A 17,822-nucleotide genomic window follows, 5' to 3' on the forward strand; every position below is an offset into this window, starting at 1 on the left:
CCCTGTATTCGACGGTGACGGGCGAGGTCGTCGACAGTGCGGGCCTGGACGGGGGGTACTGGTATCGCAATCTGCGGGGCACGGTCGAGTTCGAGAACGCGGTCCGCTGCCTGCTGGCGGACGGGTTCACCGCGTTCGTGGAGTGCAGTGCGCATCCGGTGCTGACGATCGGGCTCCAGGAGACCTTCGAGGCGGCCGACACCGGACCCACCGTCACCGCGGTGCCGTCCCTGCGCCGTGACGAGGGCGGCATGCGGCGTTTCCTCACCTCGCTCGGCCAGGCCTGGGCCCACGGCGTGGACGTCGGCTGGGAACGGGTCCTGCCCGAGGCACACCTGCCGGCGGGACTGCCGACATACGCCTTCCAGCGCAGTCGGTACTGGCTGGAGTCGGTGGGTGTGGTGGGTGGGGATGTTTCGGCTGCGGGGCTGGTTGCGGCCGGGCATGCGTTGCTGGGGGCGGTGGTGGATCTGGCGGGTGCGGACGGTGTGGTGCTCTCGGGGCGGTTGTCCCTGCAGACCCATCCGTGGCTCGCCGATCACGCGGTGGCCGGGACGGTCCTGCTGCCCGGCACCGCCTTCATCGACCTCGCCCTCCACGCGGGTGACCGGACCGGCTGCGACACCCTCGAAGAACTCACCATCCAGGCGCCCCTCGTCCTGGCCGAAGGCGCCGCCGTTCAACTGCGGGTCGAGGTCGGTGAGCCGGGCGAGGACGGCCGCCGCACCGTGAGCATCCACTCCAGGCCCGACACCGAGGGCTCCTCGTGGACCTGCCACGCCTCCGGCGAACTCGGCAACGGCGTGCGCACCGAGGCATCGGACCCTGTCGGGGTGTGGCCTCCGGTGGGTGCGGTGCGGGTTGATGTGTCGGGGTTGTATGGGGAGTTGGCGGGGGCGGGGTATGAGTACGGTCCGGTGTTCCAGGGGGTGGAGGCGGTCTGGCGGCGGGGTGTGGAGGTGTTTGCCCAGGTGGTTCTGGGTGAGGAGGAGTGTGGTGGTGCAGAGGGGTTCGGGGTGCATCCGGCGTTGTTGGATGCGGCGTTGCATGCGGGGTTGTTGCCGGGGGACGGTTCGGGTCTGGTGGCTCCGAGGCTGCCGTTCGTGTGGTCGGGTGTGCGGTTGCACGCGACGGGTGCGGTGGCGGTTCGGGTGCGGCTGGTGCCGGTGGGCAACGACAGTGTGTCCGTGGAGTTGTTCGACGGTGAGGGCCGGCCGGTCGTCTCCGTCGACTCCCTCGCCCTGCGGCCCGTCGACCCCGCACAGCTGGGGCAGGGCGGCTCCCACGGCATCGACGAGGCGCTCTTCCGACTGGAGTGGACCGCTTCCGGCGCCGCTCAGGAGCCTGCGGGGAACCCCGCGACGGGCCGCCGCCCCGTACAGGTCGGAGCGGACCCCGCCGGTTCGGGCTCCGCGCTGGAACGCACACAGGCCGAGCCGTACGCGGACTTCGCCGCTCTCGCGGACAGCCTGCCCGGCGACGGTACCGGGACCCCCGACGCGATCGTCTTCCTGTACACGGCCCCGGACGGCGCCGCCGAGGACGCGGACGACGACACGTACGGCATCGGCGCCGCGCACACCGCCACCCACCGGGCCCTGGAAACGGTCCAGGCATGGCTGTCCGACGAGCGGTTCGGTACGGCCCGGCTCACCGTCGTGACACGCGGCGCGGTCACCACCGACCCGGACGAGGGCCCGGCCGATCCGGCGTACGCGCCGGTCTGGGGCCTGCTGCGCACCGCGCAGACGGAGAACCCCGGCCGTTTCGCCCTGATCGACCTGGACGACGACGAGCGCTCCGTCACCGCACTGCCCGCCGCCCTCGCCTCGGACGAGCCGCAACTCGCGCTGCGCACCGGTCAGTTCCTCGTACCGCGGCTGACCCGGGCGGCGAACCGGGCGGACACCCTGACCCCGCCGGTCACGGCCCCGGGCACACCGTGGCGCCTCGACGCGGCCACGCAGGGCACGCTGGAGGGCCTGGCCCTGGTGGCCAACGAGTCCGCCTCCGCCCCGCTCGGACCGGGCGAGATCCGCGTCGCGGTCCGCGCCGCCGGGCTGAACTTCCGCGACGTCGTGTTCACGCTCGGCCTCCTTCCCGGCGACGGCTCCCTCGGCATCGAGGGCTCCGGCGTGATCACCGAGGTCGGCCCGGCGGTGACCGGACTGAAGGCCGGTGACCGGATCATGGGCATGCTGCCCGACGCGTTCGGACCGCTCACCGTGGTCGACCACCGGCTGGTCGTGCGCATCCCCGACCACTGGTCGTTCGAGGAAGCGGCCGCCATCCCGATCGTGTACGGAACCGCGTACTACGCACTGGTGGAACTGGCGGGACTCCGGCCCGGCGAGACCCTGCTGCTGCACGCCGCGGCCGGCGGCGTCGGCCTGGCCGCCCTCCAGCTCGCCCGCCACCTGGGCGCCGAGGTGTACGGCACCGCGAGCCCCGGCAAGTGGGACGCGCTGCGCGCCGCCGGTCTCGACGGCGGCCACATCGCGTCGTCCCGGACGCTGGACTTCGAACCGCAGTTCCTGGCAGCCACCGGGGGACGGGGTGTGGACGTCGTCCTGGACTGCCTGGCACGCGAGTTCGTGGACGCCTCGCTGCGGCTGCAACCGCACGGAGGACGCTTCATCGAGATGGGCAAGACCGACATCCGCGAACCGAAGGAGGTCGCCGCCGCCCACCCCGGGGTCGAGTACCAGGCGTTCGACCTGGTGACGGTCGCGCAGGAGGACCCCGACCTGTTCCGGCGGATGCTCACCGCGATCGTCGAACTCTTCGAGCGGGGTGCGCTGCGGCACTCGCCGATCCGCACCTGGGACGTGCGCCGGGCACCGGAGGCGTTCCGCTTCCTGAGCCAGGCACAGAACATCGGCAAGATCGTCCTCACCATGCCCCCGATGTGGAACCCCGAGGGGACGGTGTTGATCACCGGTGGTACGGGGACGTTGGGTGTGCTGTTCGCGCGTCATGTGGTGCGTGCGTACGGGGTGCGGCATCTGTTGTTGGTGAGCCGGCGGGGTGCGGGGGCGGAGGGTGTTGCCGAGCTGGTTGCGGAGCTGGGTGGGTTGGGTGCCCGGGTTCGGGTGGTGGGGTGTGATGTGGGTGACCGGGGGGCGTTGGCGGAGCTGCTGGCGTCGGTTCCGGTGGAGCATCCGTTGACTGCCGTGGTGCACACGGCGGGGGTGCTGGACGACGGTACGGTGACGGCGCTGACGCCGCAGCGGGTGGACGCGGTGCTGCGTCCCAAGGCGGACGCGGCCTGGTACCTGCACGAACTGACCCGGGACCTCGACCTCGCCGCCTTCGTCCTCTTCTCCTCCGTGATGGGCGCGATCGGCGGCGCGGGCCAGGGCAACTACGCCGCCGCGAACGTCCACCTGGACGCGCTGGCCCAGCACCGCCGCGCCGAGGGACGCGAGGCGACCTCGCTGGCCTGGGGATTCTGGGACCAGCGCAGCGGACTGACCGGCGACCTCGACGACGTGGACATCGCCCGCATGGCCCGTACCGGACTGGTCCCGCTCGCCACCGACGAGGGGCTCGCGCTCTTCGACGCGGCGATCGCCGCCCCCGAAGCGGCCCTCGTACCCGTGCGCCTCGACGTCGCACGGCTGCGCGCGCAGGCCGACTCCGGCTCGCTCGCCGCCGTACTCGGCGGACTCGTCCGCACCCGCACCCGTACCCGTCGTGCCGTGGCCACGGGCGTCACCACCGACGGCGCCTCGCACCCGTTCGCCCACCTCTCCGGTGCCGAACTGGACAAGGCGCTCCTCGACATGGTGCGCGGCCACGCCGCGGCCGTTCTGGGCCACTCCGCACCCGACGCGATCCGAGCCGACAGCAAGTTCAAGACGCTCGGCTTCGACTCGCTGTCCTCGGTCGAACTGCGCAACCGGCTCAACGCGGCGACCCGGCTGCGGCTGTCGGCCACGGCCGTCTTCGACCATCCGACCCCCACGGCGATGGTCGCCCACCTGCGCGGCGAACTGTGCGACGACGCGGACACCGCCACCGGGGCGACGGCCCAGGCTCCGGCCGCCGGGGACACGACCGACGACCCCGTCGTCGTCATCGGTCTCGGCTGCCGCCTGCCCGGCGACGTATCGACGCCGGAAGGGCTCTGGGACCTCCTCACCTCCGGCCGCGACACCGTCGCGGACCTGCCCACCGACCGGGGCTGGGAACTCGACACCCTGCACGACGCCGACCCCGACCGGTCGAACCGGAGCTACGTCACCAAGGGCTCCTTCCTGTACGACGCGGCCCGGTTCGACGAGGAGTTCTTCGGGATCAGCCCCCGCGAGGCGCTCGCCATGGACCCGCAGCAGCGGCTGCTCCTGGAGACCGCCTGGGAGGCGTTCGAGAGGGCGGGCATCCGTCCGCATTCCCTGGAGGGCAGCCAGGCCGGTGTCTTCATCGGCGCCCTGTTCCAGGAGTACGGCTCGCCCATGCACGAGGCGTCGGAGGGCGTCGACGGCCTGATGCTGACCGGAAAGACGACCAGCGTCCTCTCCGGGCGGCTGGCGTACTTCCTCGGTCTGGAAGGGCCCGCGATCACCATCGACACGGCGTGCTCGTCGTCGCTGGTCGCCCTCCACCAGGCCGCCCAGGCGCTGCGCGGCGGCGAGTGCTCGCTCGCCGTGGCGGGCGGGGTCTCGGTCATGCCGACACCTGGGTTCTTCACCGAGTTCAGCCGGCAGCGCGGGCTCGCCACGGACGGCCGCATCAAGGCGTTCGCCGCGGGCGCGGACGGCACCGCCTGGGGCGAGGCCGTCGGCGTCCTGCTCCTGGAGCGGTTGTCGGACGCGCGGCGCAATGGTCATGAGGTGCTGGCGGTGCTGCGGGGCAGTGCGGTCAACCAGGACGGTGCGTCCAATGGTCTGACGGCGCCGAACGGTCCGTCGCAGCAGCGGGTGATCCGGCAGGCGTTGGCGAATGCCGGTCTGACGGGTGCGGATGTGGATGTGGTCGAGGCGCACGGTACGGGTACCAGGCTGGGTGACCCGATCGAGGCGCAGGCGTTGCTGGCCACGTACGGTCAGGAGCACACGCCCGAACAGCCCCTGTGGCTCGGCTCGTTGAAGTCCAACATCGGACACACCATGGCCGCCGCAGGCGTCGCCGGGGTGATCAAGATGATCGTCTCGATGCAGCAGGGCGTACTCCCGCAGACCCTGCACGTCGACGAACCGACCCCGCACGTGGACTGGGAGTCGGGTGCCGTCTCGCTGCTGACGCGGGAGCAGCCCTGGCCGGAGCTGGACCGGCCGCGCCGCGCGGCCGTGTCCGCCTTCGGGATTTCCGGCACGAACGCCCACCTCATCCTGGAGCAGGCTCCGGCGGAGGAAGCGGGGGCGGGTGAGGCGGTTGCCGTGGAGGGTCCGGTGCCGTGGGTGTTGTCGGGGCGGAGTGGTGCGGCGTTGCGTGAGCAGGCCGCGCGGCTGGCCGGTTTCGTTGCCGAGCGGCCGGAGCTGGACCCGGCTGCGGCCGGTTCCGCGCTGGTGCATGCCCGTACCGTCTTCGACCACCGGGCGGTGGTGGTCGGCACGGACCGTGAGGAGTTGCTGCGGGGTCTGGAGGCGGTGGCGGAGGAGGACGGACTGTCGCGGCCTGCCGTATCGGGGCGGACGGTGTTCGTCTTTCCTGGTCAGGGGTCGCAGTGGGTGGGGATGGCCGCGGGTCTGTATGCGGGTTCTGCGGTGTTCCGGGAGCGGTTGGAGGAGTGCGCGCGGGCGTTGGCGCCGTTCGTGGAGTGGGATCTGCTGAACGTCCTGCTCACCGAGCAGGGCGCCGGACTCCTGGAGCGGGTGGACGTGGTCCAGCCGGCTCTGTGGGCGGTGATGGTGTCGCTGGCCGAACTGTGGCAGTCCTTCGGTGTGGTGCCGGACGCGGTGGTGGGTCACTCGCAGGGCGAGATCGCCGCGGCGGTGGTGGCGGGGGCGCTGTCGTTGGATGACGGTGCTCTGGTGGTGGCGTTGCGGAGCCGGGCGATTGTGGTGCTGGCGGGGCGGGGCGGGATGGTGTCGGTCGCGCTGGGTGCGGACCGGGTGCGTCCGTATCTGGAGGAGTGGCCGGGTGAGGTGGCGGTGGCCGCGGTCAACGGTCCTTCCTCGACGGTGGTCTCGGGTTCCTCCACTGCCCTGGACGGCCTGGTCACGGTTTTGGAGGGGGAGGGGGTGCGGTGCCGGCGGGTTCCGGTGGACTATGCCTCCCATTCTCCGCACGTGGAGTCGATCGAGGAGGAACTCGCCCGCCTCCTGGCCCCGGTGTCCCCTCTTGTCCCGGCCGTTCCGCTGTATTCGACGGTGACGGGCGAGGTCGTCGACAGTGCGGGCCTGGACGGGGGGTACTGGTACCGCAATCTGCGGGGCACGGTCGAGTTCGAGGACGCGGTGCGGTCCTTGCTGGCGGACGGGTTCACCGCGTTCGTGGAGTGCAGTGCGCATCCGGTGCTGACGATCGGGCTCCAGGAGACCTTCGAGGCGGCCGACACCGGACCCACCGTCACCGCGGTGCCGTCTTTGCGCCGTGACGAGGGCGGCATGCGGCGTTTCCTCACCTCGCTCGGCCAGGCCTGGGCCCACGGCGTGGACGTCAACTGGGAACGGGTCCTGCCCGAGGCACACCTGCCGGCGGGGTTGCCGACATACGCCTTCCAGCACAACCGGTACTGGCTCAACTCCGCGCACAACGAGACCGCTGCCGTCTCCGATCTGGGTACGGCCCCGGCCGGACACCCGATTCTGGGACCGGCGGTCGAACTGCCCGGCTCGCAGTCGCTCCTGTTCACCGGGCGGCTGGCGCGGTCCACGCACCCGTGGCTCGCGGAGCACGCGGTGGCCGGAACCGTACTGCTGCCCGGCACGGCCCTCGCCGACCTCGTCCTGTACGTCGCCGACGAGACCGGCTGCGGGCGGGTCGACGAACTCACCCTCCGCGAGCCCCTGGTCGTACCCGAGAAGGGCGGCGTCCAGCTCCGCGTCGAAGTGGGGGAACCCGACGAGGAGGGCCGGCGCGCCGTGTCCGTCCACTCCCGCCAGGAGGGCCGCGCCCCCGGCACCCCGTGGACCGGTCACGCCGACGCCGTGCTCGACACCGAGGGCGAAGCGCCGTCGTGGGACCTGGAGGTCTGGCCGCCGCTCGACGCCTCCGCAGTGGACACCACCGGTATCGACGGGGTGCACGCGGCCTGGCGGCGGGACGGGGAGCTGTACGCGGAAGTCGCCCTCGACGAGGAGGACCGGACGGGAGCGGACGGATTCGGCATCCACCCGTCCCTGCTGGACGCGGCACTCGGACTCACGACGCTCATCGACGCTTCGCCGAGCCACGCTTCCTCGCCGAGCACCGGTACCGAGGAGGGCACCGGCATCCAGCGGTCCGTCGTCCCGGTTCTCAGCTCCCCCCACCACTGGCGCGGAGTCACCCTCCACGCGATCGGTGCCCGCGCACTGCGCGTCCGCATCACGGGCCGGGGCCTCGAGCACCTGTCGCTCGCCGTCGCGGACGACGGCGGGGCCCCGGTGGCCACCGTCGACGCCCTGGCTCTGCGGCCCGAGTCCGCGGAGCGGATCGAGCGGGCCGCGACCGCGCAGCGCGGCGGCCTGTACCGGGTGCGGTGGACCGAGGTGAAGCGGATGCCGCGCGCCGTGTACGAGCCCAGGACCTGGGCCGTCGTGGGCGAGGACCCGTTCAGGGCGCGTTCCGGGCTGATGGCCGCGGGCGTCTACGCCGAGGCGTACCCGGACCTGAACGCCCTGGCGGCCGGGATCGAGGCCGAGGGCGCCCCGTCCCCCGACGTCGTCCTGGTCACCGGCGCCCCGGACGAGGACGGCACGGCGGCGGCCGTGGGCCGGTCCGCGCAGGACGCGTTCCGGTGGGCCCGCACCTGGCTCGCCGACAACAGGTTCGCCGCTTCCCGGCTGGTCCTCCTCACCCGTGGCGCGACCGCGTCCGAGGGCGGCGCCCCCGCCGCGGCCGCCGCCCGGGGGCTGATCCGGTCCGCCCAGGACGAGGCGCCGGGCCGGTTCGTCCTGGTGGACACCGACGGCAGCAAGGCGTCCTGGCGCGCCCTGGTCAAGGCGCTCGCGACCGACGAGGACCAGGTGGCGCTGCGCCGCAGCACCGTCCGGGTGCCGAGGCTCGTCCAGGCCGGTCCGCCGGAGGAGGCGCACGCCGCTGCCGGGAACGGAGCGGATGGGCCGGTGACAACGGGCACGACCCTGATCACCGGGGGAACGGGACATCTGGGCGGCCTGCTCGCCCGGCACCTGGTCACCCGGCACGGCGTGCGCGACCTGCTGATCTGCGGATCTGGCAGCACGGCGGCAAAAGCCGAGGAACTGGCGGTCGAACTCACCGCGGCCGCGGCCGGGGCCGGAGCGGGCACCGGCGTCGAGTCCGTCGTGTGCGACATCACCGACCCGCAGGCGTTGAAGGCACTGGTACGGAACCTGCCGGCCGACCGCCCGCTGCGCACGGTGGTCCACGTGGCCGGTACCCGTGACCCTGCGGCCGGTGCGCCGGGCGCCGGCGGGGAGACGCCGGTCGCCGAGCTGACGCCGGAGCGGCTGGCCGAGGCGCTGGACGCGGAGACGGCGGCCGTACGGGCGCTGCGCGAGGCGACCGAGGACCTGGCCGAGGCACCGGAGTTCGTCCTGCTGTCCTCGTCCGCCGGGACCGTGGACGGGGCGGGTCACGCCGCCGACGCGGCCGTCGGGGCGTTCCTGGACGAGTGGGCGCGCGAACGCCGGGAGGCGGGGGTGCCCGTCGTCTCGGCGGGGGTGGCCCCGGACGTACGGGACCCGGAGCTGCTCGACGGACTGCGCCGGCCGGCCGACGCGGCCGTCCTCATCGCCCGGCCGGACTTCGAGGGCCTGGCCGCGAAGGCCGCGTCCGGGAACCTGCCGTCCCTGTGGCGCGGCCTCGTCCGCACCCCGGGCCGCCGCGTCGTCAAGCAGGACGACGCGGGCCGGGGCACCACGTTCAAGCAGCGGCTGATCGGGGCGGACGGGGCGGAGCGCGAGCGGCTCCTGCTGGCCCTCGTCCTCGACCACGCCGCCGCAGCGCTGGGCCACGGCTCGCCCGGCGCCATCGACCCGGACCGCAAGTTCCGCGACCTCGGCTTCGACTCCCTGTCGGCGCTGGCCCTGCGCAACTCGCTCAACGGCGTCACCGCACTGCGGATGCCCCCGGGCGTGGTGTTCGACCACCCCACAGGCACCGAACTCGCCCAGCACATCAAGCAGCAGCTGCTCGGCCGCTGAGGAGGGGCGGTCCCGGCCGGGGCCGCCCCCACCACGCAGGGGAAAGCCGTTCCCGTCACGACCGGGAAGGCCGCCCCCACCACGAACGGGAAAGGAGACGTGGTCGTGAGAACAGAAGGCGTGTTCATCAACTCGGTCGGGGTGTACCTGCCCGACCGGGTGAGCACCGAGGATGCCGTGGCCGAGGGCCGCTACGACGAGGAGGTGTACAAGGCGAGCGGGCTGACCGGCACGCACATCGCCGACGGGATCTCCGCGCTGGAGATGGCGGTGATCGCGGCCGGTCGTGCGATGGAGCGCTCCGGACTCGACATCGAGGACATCGAGTCCCACGTCCACAGCGGCGTGTACCACCAGGGCCCCGACGGTTCCTACCCGCCCGCGTACATCCTGCGGGAACTCGGCACCGGGGACATTCCCTCGCTGCACATCCGGCAGGGCTGCAACGGGATGCTGGCGGCGCTCGACGTCGTGATCGGCCAGATGACCGGCGCGGCCGAGGTGGAGGCCGCGCTGCTGACCACGGGGCAGAACTTCGCCACCCCGCTGATCGACCGCTGGCGCGGCTTCGGCGACTCGTACATCCTCGCCGACGGTGCGGCCGCGGCCGTCGTCACCCGCGACAGCGGCTTCGCCGAGATCCGGTCCCTCAACTCCGGGACGCTGCCCGAACTGGAGCGGTGGCACCGCGGCGACGAGTCACTGCTGCCGCCGCAGGACGGGTCCGGCCGGGAGGTCGCGGTCGCCGAACGGGCCGCGCTGTTCAACGAACGGGAGATGTCGCTCGCCGAAACGGTCGAGCGGATCAGCGAGTTCGACCTCTCGATCGTCCAGCGCTCACTGGTCGACGCCGGCCTGAACGCCTCCGACATCGCCAAGGTCGTCCCCATCAACCAGGACGGCCGCATGATCGAGTACTCGATCATGGGCCCGCTGGGGTTGCCCATGTCCCGTTCCAGCTGGGACTTCGGCCGCACCGTCGGTCACGTCGGTGCCGCCGACCTGATCATCTCCCTCGATCACCTGGCGCGCACCGGTGAGGTGGCGCCGGGGGATCACGTCCTGCTGCTCTCCCAAGGCCCCGGCTGGATCAGTTCGGCCGGCGTCGTGACGATCAAGGAAGTTCCGCAATGGTGACAACCGGCACGGTGCCCGCCCCCGGCACCGATCTCCACTACGTGATGCAGGGCACCGGGCCCCTGCTGTTCGCCATGGACGGCGCCGGAGGGGACGCCAGGCGCATCCCCGGCCTCGTCGACCGGCTGACGGACTCCTACACGGTGGTGACCTACGACCGCCGCGGCATGTCGCGCAGCCCCGCGGGCGACCCGATGCCGGACCTGACCCCGCGGACCCACGCCGACGACCTGGCGCTGCTGCTGAAGTCGCTGGCCGACGAACCCGCGCTGGTCTTCGGCACCAGCCTGGGGGCCCAGGTCGGGCTGCACCTGCTGGCCCGCCACCCGCAGCTGGTGGACACCCTGGTGGCGCACGAACCCTCCGAGTTCCTGTTCCTGACCGAGGAGGAGCGGGCGGAGGCCGGGCAGGTCGTGCTGACGGCGTACGAGACGTACAAGAAGGAGGGGTTCGGCGCCGCCATGTCCCGCTGGGCGGCGTTCAACGACATCGACTACGGCAACCTGGAGTTCGAGCCGGGTGCCCAGCTGTCGCCCATGACCGAGGAGCAGCTGGCCAACATCGACTTCTTCATCACGCACGAGATGCCCGCCTACAGCACCGTCCAGCTGGACGAGCCGGGGCTGGAGGTCGTACGGGCCGAGAGGGGCCGCCTCGTGCTCGCCACCGGCACCGCCTCCGAGCGCAACTGGTCCTACCGGTGCACGCACGGCCTCGCCGACCGGATCGGCCTCCCGGTCGAGGAGTTCCCCGGCGGACACGTCGGGCTCAAGACCCACCCCACGGCGTTCGCGTCCCGCCTGCGCGAGGTCCTGCGGGCCAGGGGGCACTGAACGCGAACACGGCCGTACGGGGCAGGGGGCGCGACCCGGTGGTCGTGCCCCCTGCCCGTCTGCGGGGCGGCTCGAACCGAACGTTCGGCGGTCGAATCCCTGAATGTGTGTCAAATCTGAGAAGGCGTTCGACGAAGCCGTCGACGACGGCGGCAGAGCCGTCGCCGTCCTCGACGGCACGAAGGTCCTCATCACCGACGTGCAACCGGTCGACGCGCCGTCCGAGCCGCAGATGCCCCGGGAGCAGCGCAACCTCGCGCTCGGACTCGGCGGCCGGGTCCAGAGGTTCGCCGAACGGTACGACTACGAACACCTCATGGACCTGAACATTTCCGAGCTGCGCCGGGAACTCATCGGCCGACTGGACTCACCGAATTACCGGTTCCACATCTGGCTGAAGGACATGAGCAAGACGGACTACCCCAACGTGCTGGCCCGTGGCGAGGCCTACGACCGTGGCGAGGCCTACGACCGGGGCGAGCGGAGGTTCCCCTTCGATGCCGACGGAAGGATTCCGCCGTACGCCATCGACTGGGAGCGGGCGCCCGGCGGCATGGACTGGGAGATGTACCTGATCCACACCGGACCGGGCGTGCTCGAACGGACCACGTTCTACGACGAGAACGACAACGTGGTGCCCAGCCCCTTCTGAACCCGGCGTGCGGGGCGCGTCGCCGGCCGCGAAGGCGATCACGGCCGACGCCGCGCCCGGCTGCCGGATCGGCGTGCCTCATCCGGTGTCGCCCGGCTGCTCGGCGGAGCGCGACCGGCGATGGGCTGCGACTCGTTCGCGGGTCGCGCATCGGCGGGAGCAGTAGCGGCGTTCCGGGCCGCCGCCCTGGGTGATGAAGGCGTTCCGACAGCTGGGTGATGCGCAGATCCTGCCGGGCGGGCGCTGGCGGTCCCAGACGAGTACGGCCAGGGACATGCAGGACGAGGCGAGGAGCCACTCGTCCCAGGGGGCGTCGTCGTCTCGGTCGAGGTGGGGATGCCAGGGGGCGTTGCCGCCGTGTGATGTCAGGCGGAGCGGTCCGGTGTGATCCTTCAGGAGGCCGTTGAGCGCGGCCGCGGCGTCGTCGGCGTGTTCGGCGGCGAAGACCTGCCGCAGCGATGCGGCTGCCGCACGCATCCCGGCAATGTCGTGGGTGGTGAGGTCGATGGGTTCGGCCTCGCCGTACGCGCGGAGCACGTCGGCGACCTCGGCCGGGTCGGGGCACTCGTCGGCAAGGGCGTTGACCAGGGCAGCGGTCCGCCGGGCCGTTGTCAGTACGGAGTGCCGGGTGGACCAGTCGTCGCTGTTGAGGGACACGGATGCAATGTAACGCATCTTGTGTGGTTATGAGTTACCTCCGTAACGTGCTGGCCATGAGAAAGCGTTACTCGCTTCGCCTGTATCTCGCGGGAACGGTGACAGCCCGTGCCGGGGACGAGATGTCAGGACCTGCGCTGATGCTGGCAGGATTCGCGCTGACCGGATCGACCCTCGAGGCGTCGTCGCTGCTTGCGGGCATCACCGTCTCCGCCGCGGTCGGTGGCCCGGTGCTGGGGGTGCTCCTCGACAGGGCGGGACGGCCGGGACGCCTGCTGGCCGGCGCCCTCGTCCTCTACGCGGCCGGGCTGGGAACGATCGTTGCGGGACTGGGCCGGTTGCCGTTCGCCGTCACGCTCTCGATCGCGGTGCTGACAGGGTTGCTGGGGCCGGCGCTCTCGGGCGGTTGGACGGCCCAACTCCCGCGCGTGCTGCCGGGCGACCGCCTGCCGCGGGCGAACGCGCTCGACGCCATGACGTTCGGCGTGGCGAGTCTTGCCGGTCCGGCTCTCGCCGGTGGTGTGACGGAGGCGCTGGGAGCCCCGACGGCCGTGGTGATCTCCGCGGTGCTCATCACCTCGGCACTGCCCGCCGCGTGGCGGCTGCCCGCTCGCCCCGATCGGACGCCGCGGGCCGGGGCGACTTCGGTGATCGGCGACCTTGTCGACGGAATGCGGGTCATCGCCGGAAGACCGGCATTGGCCCGGGCGACCATCACCTCCGTCGTCTCCTGCGTCGCCCAGGGAATGCTGATGGCGTGCATCCCGCTCCTGGGCGAACGCGTCCTGGGCGGCGCCGGCCACGGCGCGGCGCTGCTCTCCTGCGCGGCGGTCTCCGCCCTGGCGGCCAACGCCGTACTCGCCCGGCTTCCGTGTGCGATCGCCCCCGACACGATCATCTGGGCCGGTGCTCTCGTTCAGGCCGCCGCGTTGGCCCTTGCCGCAGGGGGTCGGCCGGTTGCGCTCATCGTGGCCGTGCTCATGGCAGGGATCGGGGAGGGGCCCCAGCTGACCGCCCTGTTCGCCGTTCGCCACCGGGAGTCCCCCGAACACCTGCGGAGCCAGATCTTCACCACGGGGGCCAGCCTCAAGATCACTGGATTCGCCCTGGGCGCAGCCGTTGCCGGACCGCTCGTGATCCGGTCCCTTCCGGGCGCGTTGGCGTTCGCAGCGAGTGTGGCGGCCCTCGCGGCACTGACGGGCTGCCCCGCGATCGCGTCGTGCGTCAGGGCGCTGTGCCGTAGCCGGTGAAGCGTCCAGCCGTCCAGGTCCTCGATGGCGCCGGGTGAGGCGAGGGGGGCAGCTGGGTGTTCTCCTTGCGGACCGCACTCGATCCAGCCCCGGCGCTGCCACCAGCCGATCGCCTTGCGTGCGATGGACGGCTCCCGGTCGACGGTGTCGGGGATGGCTCTGCGAGCTGATCCCGCCCGGTGGCGGCTACGTCCCCGACTTCCTCACCCCGGCCCCCGCCGGACCGGCCCCACCCTGGCGGCAGAGCGGGACGCGATCCGGGCCGCGCCCGCCGACCGGGTCCGCCAAGACCTCGACCACCTGGCCCGCCACCAGGGAACCCTCGGCCGTCGGCTGCGAGCCCTGCACAACGACCCACAGGGCCTCCTGCTCAAGGCCACAGAGGAAATCGAAACCTACTGGGAACTGGCACTCGCCCCCTACTGGGCACGAATCCGGGCCGTCCTGGACACAGACATCCTCCACCGGGCCCGCACGGCCGCCGAGCACGGCACCGGCCACCTCCTCAACGACCTGCACACCTCGCTGAGCTGGGAAAACTACGCCCGCACCATCGCAGCCGAGACTCTCCTCCAAGCGGCCTCCGCCTGACCCCATGTCAACCCCCGAAGGGCTTCCGGAGCCGACCACCAAGGGCAGGGCCCCGAGGCCGGAGACCCCGAAGGTCCTGGAGATCCCGGAGACCTCGGAGGGCGTCCGGCATTCCCGGCTGCAACAGGGCTGATACCGGGGCGGGGTGCCGCCCGCGCCGTCACGGGCGGCACCCCGGGGCCCCGCGTCAGGTGCGCGGGGCCGGTCCGTCGCCGATGTCGGCGATGATCTGCTCCAGATCGGCCGGCACCGCGCTCCGCAGAAGGGGAGCGGTGGCATCCGCCCTGCCTGCACCACTGATGTACCCGACGGACTCGACGCCGTCGGCGGGCCGTTCGGCCGGATCGGACATGGAACCTCCTGCGCGGTGGGGAAGGACAGCACCGACCGGCCCACGTGGCCGGTCGCCGCAACCATCCGGCCCCGGCTAAAGGCAGGCATGTGTGAACGCTGCGGGAAGCCGCCCCGCGCGAGCGGCTGGAGCGAACCGCCCCACGCGCGCGATGCGGAAAACCGCCCCGCGCGGGAAGGGCCGTCCTACGCCGCCGTGCACAACCTCCAGACGCCGGGCTGCACCTCCGACCAGCCGGGGCGCGTCGGCCCTCCGGAGCCGAGCTCGTCCAGCCGACGGCGGGCGTAGGACTCCAGCCGGGCGTCGGCCATGGCCGCGGCGTACGTCAGGCACGTGGTGAAGTGCCCCCGCGCCGCGCCCCGTTCACCGGACTCCAGGGCCAGCAGCCCCAGTACCCGATGGGCCTCGAACCCGGTGCGCGCGTCCTGCGCCGCGCAGTCCAGCGCGGGCGGCACCAGCGCGGCGGCCGCGTCCGTCGCCCCGGCGTCGAGACGCAGACCCGCGAGACCGGTCAGGGCCCGGCAGCGCTCGATCTCCGCCCCCGCCACATCGGCCGCCATCAGGGCGCGCTCGTACAACTCCCCGGCCGTGTCCAGGCGGCGCCGCTGCCAGGCGAGGTCGCCCAGCGACCGCAGCAGCCGGGCCTGCGCCGTCAGATCACCCAGGTGCTGCGCCGCCTCCAGGGCCGGCCCCTGGCACGCGTCCCGCTCCTCCCAGGCCCCCAGCACCTCCAGGAAACCCGTCATGCCGTCCACCAGCCGCAGGCACTGCGCCCACAGCCGGGCCGCGTGCGCCTGCCGGACCACGGCCATCAGCGCGGGCAGCCGCAGCCGGAACCACTCCAGCGGATGCACCCCGTCGACCGTCGTGGCCCCGGACGGCCCCGCTTCCTCCACCGCCCTCGCGAACGCCCCGCACAACCGGGCCAGCGCCGCCCGGACCGCCTCGGGGTCCTCCTCCGCGCCGAGCCGCTCCCGGGCCAGCAGCCGCAACAGCTCCGGCATGTGGTGATGCTCCGGGCGCCCCGCGGACGGCAGCTCCGCGCCCAGCAACCGCGCACGCACCAGCGAGTCGGTCGTCGCACGTGCCGTCGCCACGTCCGTGTCCAGCACCGCCGCCGCGGCGTCCGGTGCGAAAGGGCCTGCGGGCAACAGCCCGAACAGCCGGAACGCCCGCAGCTCGGCGGCACCGACCCCGTCCAGGGCGGCGCCCAGCCGGGCACGGAACCCGGGGCTCGCCGCCTCCAGCTCCGCGAGCCGGGTGCGTTCGTCGCGCAGCCGGGCCGCGAGGCCGCCGAGCGGCAGCCGCGACCGGCCGGTCAGCGCGTCCGCCGCCGCCCGCAACGCCAACGGCAGCCGGTCGCACGACTCCACGACACCGGCGCACTCCGCACCCTCCGCGACATCCGTCGGCTCCCCGGCCGCCGCCGCGAACAGCCGGCGCGCCTCCCGCGCCGTCGGCACGTCGAGCCGGACCACCCGCCCGGCGAGCCCGTCGGGCACCCGCCGGCAGGTGACCAGCACCGTGCAGTCCGGCACCGCCGACCGCACCGGCCGCACCTGCTCGGCATCGGCCACGTCGTCCAGGACCAGCAGCACCCGCCGCCCGTCCGTCGACTCCGTCAGCAGGTCGCGCAGTTCGTCGACCCGCCCCGGCAGCGGCCCCCGGACCCCGTACCGGCGCAGCACCCCGGCCAGTACGTCGACGGCATCCAGCGGGCCGCGCCCGTCGGGCCGCAGCCGCACGAAGACCGGCACGTCGAACAGGTCCCCCGTGCGGTGCGCGACCGTCAGCGCCAGGGCGGTCTTGCCGACCCCCGCCGCACCGGTGACGATCACGAGCCTTCCGCCGGGTGCCCCCAGCACGTCCCGCAGCGCCGCCAACTCCTCCTCGCGCCCCGTGAACAGCTCGTCGTGCGACGGCAGTTGCGCCACCGCCGAGCCGTCGGACGGCGCGTGCGGCCGGGGCGCCGCCGACACGGAGGCGGGCCCCGGACCGGCGGCCCGCGCGTGCCCGGACCCCGGATCGGGCCCGGCACCCGGCACGTGTCCGGCATCCGGCACGTGCCCGACGGGGCCCGAAGTGTGCCCGGAACCCGGTGCGCGTCCGGGGTCCGTGGCGTGTCCGGAGCCCGGCGCGTGTCCCGAAGCCGTCGCATGCCCGGCCCGCGTCGTCGGCTTGAGCAGCGCGGGGTCGCCCACCAGGATCCGCTGGTGCAATGCCTGGAGCGAACGGCCCGGCTCTATGGCCAACTCGTCCACCAGTCCCCGGCGCAGCCGCCCGAAGACCTGCAACGCGTCCGCCTGCCGCCCCGACCGGTACAACGCCACCATCAGGTGCGCGTGGAACTCCTCCCGCAACGGCAGCTCCGCGACCACCGACTGCAACTCGCCGATCAGCTCGCGATGGCGCCCCAGATGCAGCTCGGCCCGGATGCACTGCTCCAGCGCCGCCGTGCGCACCTCCGCCAGCCGCACCGCCGTCGCGTCCAGGAGCGGGCCGTGCGGGGTGTCCGACAGCAGAGGTCCGCGCCACAGCCCCAGCGCCTGACGCTGGAGATCGGCCGCGGCCCGGTAGTCCTGCTGCTCCATCACCTCCCGGCCCCGGCCGTGCAGCTCCTCGAAGACCGTCAGGTCCAACTGGGCCGGGTCGATCCGCAGTTCGTAACCCGGCGGCCGGGTCACCAGCGCGTCCCGGCCGAACTCGGCGTCCGCCTCGTGCAACAGCTTGCGCAGCTGCGAGACGTACACCTGAAGCGTCGTCGTCGCCGTACGGGGCGGGTTCTCCCCCCACAGCTCGTCGATCAGGCCGTCCACCGAGACGATCTCGTTGGCCCGCACCAGCAGCGTGGCGAGCACGACCCGGATCTTCGCCGCACGCGGCGTCAGATCCCCCGCAGCCCCCGCAGCCCCCGCAGCCCCCGCAGCCCCCGCGGTTCCGGCAGTCCCCGCAGCCCCTGCGGCCCCCGCGGTTCCGGCGGCCCCCTGCGGGGCACGCACTTCCAACGGTCCGAGAATCCTGAATCGCATGCGGCCCCCTGTCCTCGGCGCCCCACGATAGGCGGGGAGACACCCC

At 73.0% G+C, this 17,822-nt stretch carries 10 protein-coding genes; 7 read left to right on the forward strand and 3 right to left on the reverse strand.

Going from position 1 to position 17,822, the window contains the following annotated elements; all coding sequences use genetic code 11:
- The first annotated feature begins 14 nt into the window (after window positions 1–14).
- The 4 genes from ACFYW1_RS37105 (at window position 15) to ACFYW1_RS37120 (ending at window position 11,897) form a co-directional block, all read left to right on the forward strand.
- Window positions 15–9,275: an SDR family NAD(P)-dependent oxidoreductase gene (locus tag ACFYW1_RS37105; RefSeq protein WP_389003890.1), complete on the forward strand. Its 9,261-nt coding sequence runs from the start codon at window positions 15–17 to the stop codon at window positions 9,273–9,275.
- Window positions 9,276–9,380: 105 nt separating this feature from the next.
- Window positions 9,381–10,412 (forward strand): ketoacyl-ACP synthase III family protein, encoded by a 1,032-nt coding sequence (locus ACFYW1_RS37110; RefSeq protein ID WP_389003893.1) that lies wholly within the window; start codon window positions 9,381–9,383, stop codon window positions 10,410–10,412.
- Window positions 10,406–11,245, forward strand: coding sequence for an alpha/beta fold hydrolase (locus ACFYW1_RS37115; protein ID WP_389003896.1), 840 nt, complete (start codon window positions 10,406–10,408; stop codon window positions 11,243–11,245). Before ACFYW1_RS37110 ends, ACFYW1_RS37115 begins: the two co-directional genes overlap by 7 nt.
- A gap of 103 nt (window positions 11,246–11,348) precedes the next feature.
- Window positions 11,349–11,897, forward strand: a complete 549-nt coding sequence (locus tag ACFYW1_RS37120) for a hypothetical protein (RefSeq protein ID WP_389003899.1) — start codon at window positions 11,349–11,351, stop codon at window positions 11,895–11,897.
- 78 nt (window positions 11,898–11,975) lie between these two features.
- Here ACFYW1_RS37120 and ACFYW1_RS37125 read toward each other — a convergent pair whose 3' ends face one another.
- Entirely contained in the window at window positions 11,976–12,572 is a 597-nt protein-coding gene (locus ACFYW1_RS37125) for a CGNR zinc finger domain-containing protein (protein WP_389003901.1), read from the reverse strand.
- 38 nt (window positions 12,573–12,610) lie between these two features.
- Between ACFYW1_RS37125 and ACFYW1_RS37130 the strand changes: the two genes are divergently transcribed.
- The 3 genes from ACFYW1_RS37130 to ACFYW1_RS37140 all read left to right on the forward strand — a co-directional run bounded on the left by ACFYW1_RS37130 (window position 12,611) and on the right by ACFYW1_RS37140 (window position 14,528).
- Window positions 12,611–13,804 carry an MFS transporter gene (locus ACFYW1_RS37130; protein ID WP_389003904.1) on the forward strand — a complete coding sequence of 398 codons (1,194 nt, stop codon included), beginning with the start codon at window positions 12,611–12,613 and terminating at the stop codon, window positions 13,802–13,804.
- 153 nt (window positions 13,805–13,957) lie between these two features.
- Window positions 13,958–14,395: a hypothetical protein gene (locus ACFYW1_RS37135; protein ID WP_389003907.1), complete on the forward strand. Its 438-nt coding sequence runs from the start codon at window positions 13,958–13,960 to the stop codon at window positions 14,393–14,395.
- Between the two features lie 4 nt (window positions 14,396–14,399).
- Window positions 14,400–14,528 carry a hypothetical protein gene (locus ACFYW1_RS37140; RefSeq protein ID WP_389003910.1) on the forward strand — a complete coding sequence of 43 codons (129 nt, stop codon included), beginning with the start codon at window positions 14,400–14,402 and terminating at the stop codon, window positions 14,526–14,528.
- 54 nt (window positions 14,529–14,582) lie between these two features.
- On the opposite strand, the gene ACFYW1_RS37145 is transcribed toward ACFYW1_RS37140, so the two are convergent.
- Complete coding sequence (locus ACFYW1_RS37145; RefSeq protein ID WP_389003913.1) at window positions 14,583–14,747, reverse strand: hypothetical protein; 165 nt, start codon at window positions 14,745–14,747, stop codon at window positions 14,583–14,585.
- Window positions 14,748–14,932: 185 nt separating this feature from the next.
- Window positions 14,933–17,605 carry a BTAD domain-containing putative transcriptional regulator gene (locus ACFYW1_RS37150; protein ID WP_389003916.1) on the reverse strand — a complete coding sequence of 891 codons (2,673 nt, stop codon included), beginning with the start codon at window positions 17,603–17,605 and terminating at the stop codon, window positions 14,933–14,935.
- Between the last annotated feature and the right edge of the window lie 217 nt (window positions 17,606–17,822).

The sequence above is a fragment of the Streptomyces sp. NPDC002669 genome, from assembly GCF_042889165.1.
In the GTDB taxonomy this organism is placed as follows: Bacteria; Actinomycetota; Actinomycetes; order Streptomycetales; family Streptomycetaceae; genus Streptomyces.

Excerpts from the sequence above, each read along its gene's own strand:
- ACFYW1_RS37115 (WP_389003896.1), top strand. The coding sequence starts at position 10,406 with ATGGTGACAACCGGCACGGTGCCCGCCCCCGGCACCGATCTCCACTAC.
- ACFYW1_RS37120 (WP_389003899.1), top strand. The coding sequence starts at position 11,349 with ATGTGTGTCAAATCTGAGAAGGCGTTCGACGAAGCCGTCGACGACGGC.
- ACFYW1_RS37125 (WP_389003901.1), bottom strand. The coding sequence starts at position 12,572 with ATGCGTTACATTGCATCCGTGTCCCTCAACAGCGACGACTGGTCCACC.
- ACFYW1_RS37130 (WP_389003904.1), top strand. The coding sequence starts at position 12,611 with ATGAGAAAGCGTTACTCGCTTCGCCTGTATCTCGCGGGAACGGTGACA.
- ACFYW1_RS37135 (WP_389003907.1), top strand. The coding sequence starts at position 13,958 with ATGGCTCTGCGAGCTGATCCCGCCCGGTGGCGGCTACGTCCCCGACTT.
- ACFYW1_RS37140 (WP_389003910.1), top strand. The coding sequence starts at position 14,400 with ATGTCAACCCCCGAAGGGCTTCCGGAGCCGACCACCAAGGGCAGGGCC.
- ACFYW1_RS37145 (WP_389003913.1), bottom strand. The coding sequence starts at position 14,747 with ATGTCCGATCCGGCCGAACGGCCCGCCGACGGCGTCGAGTCCGTCGGG.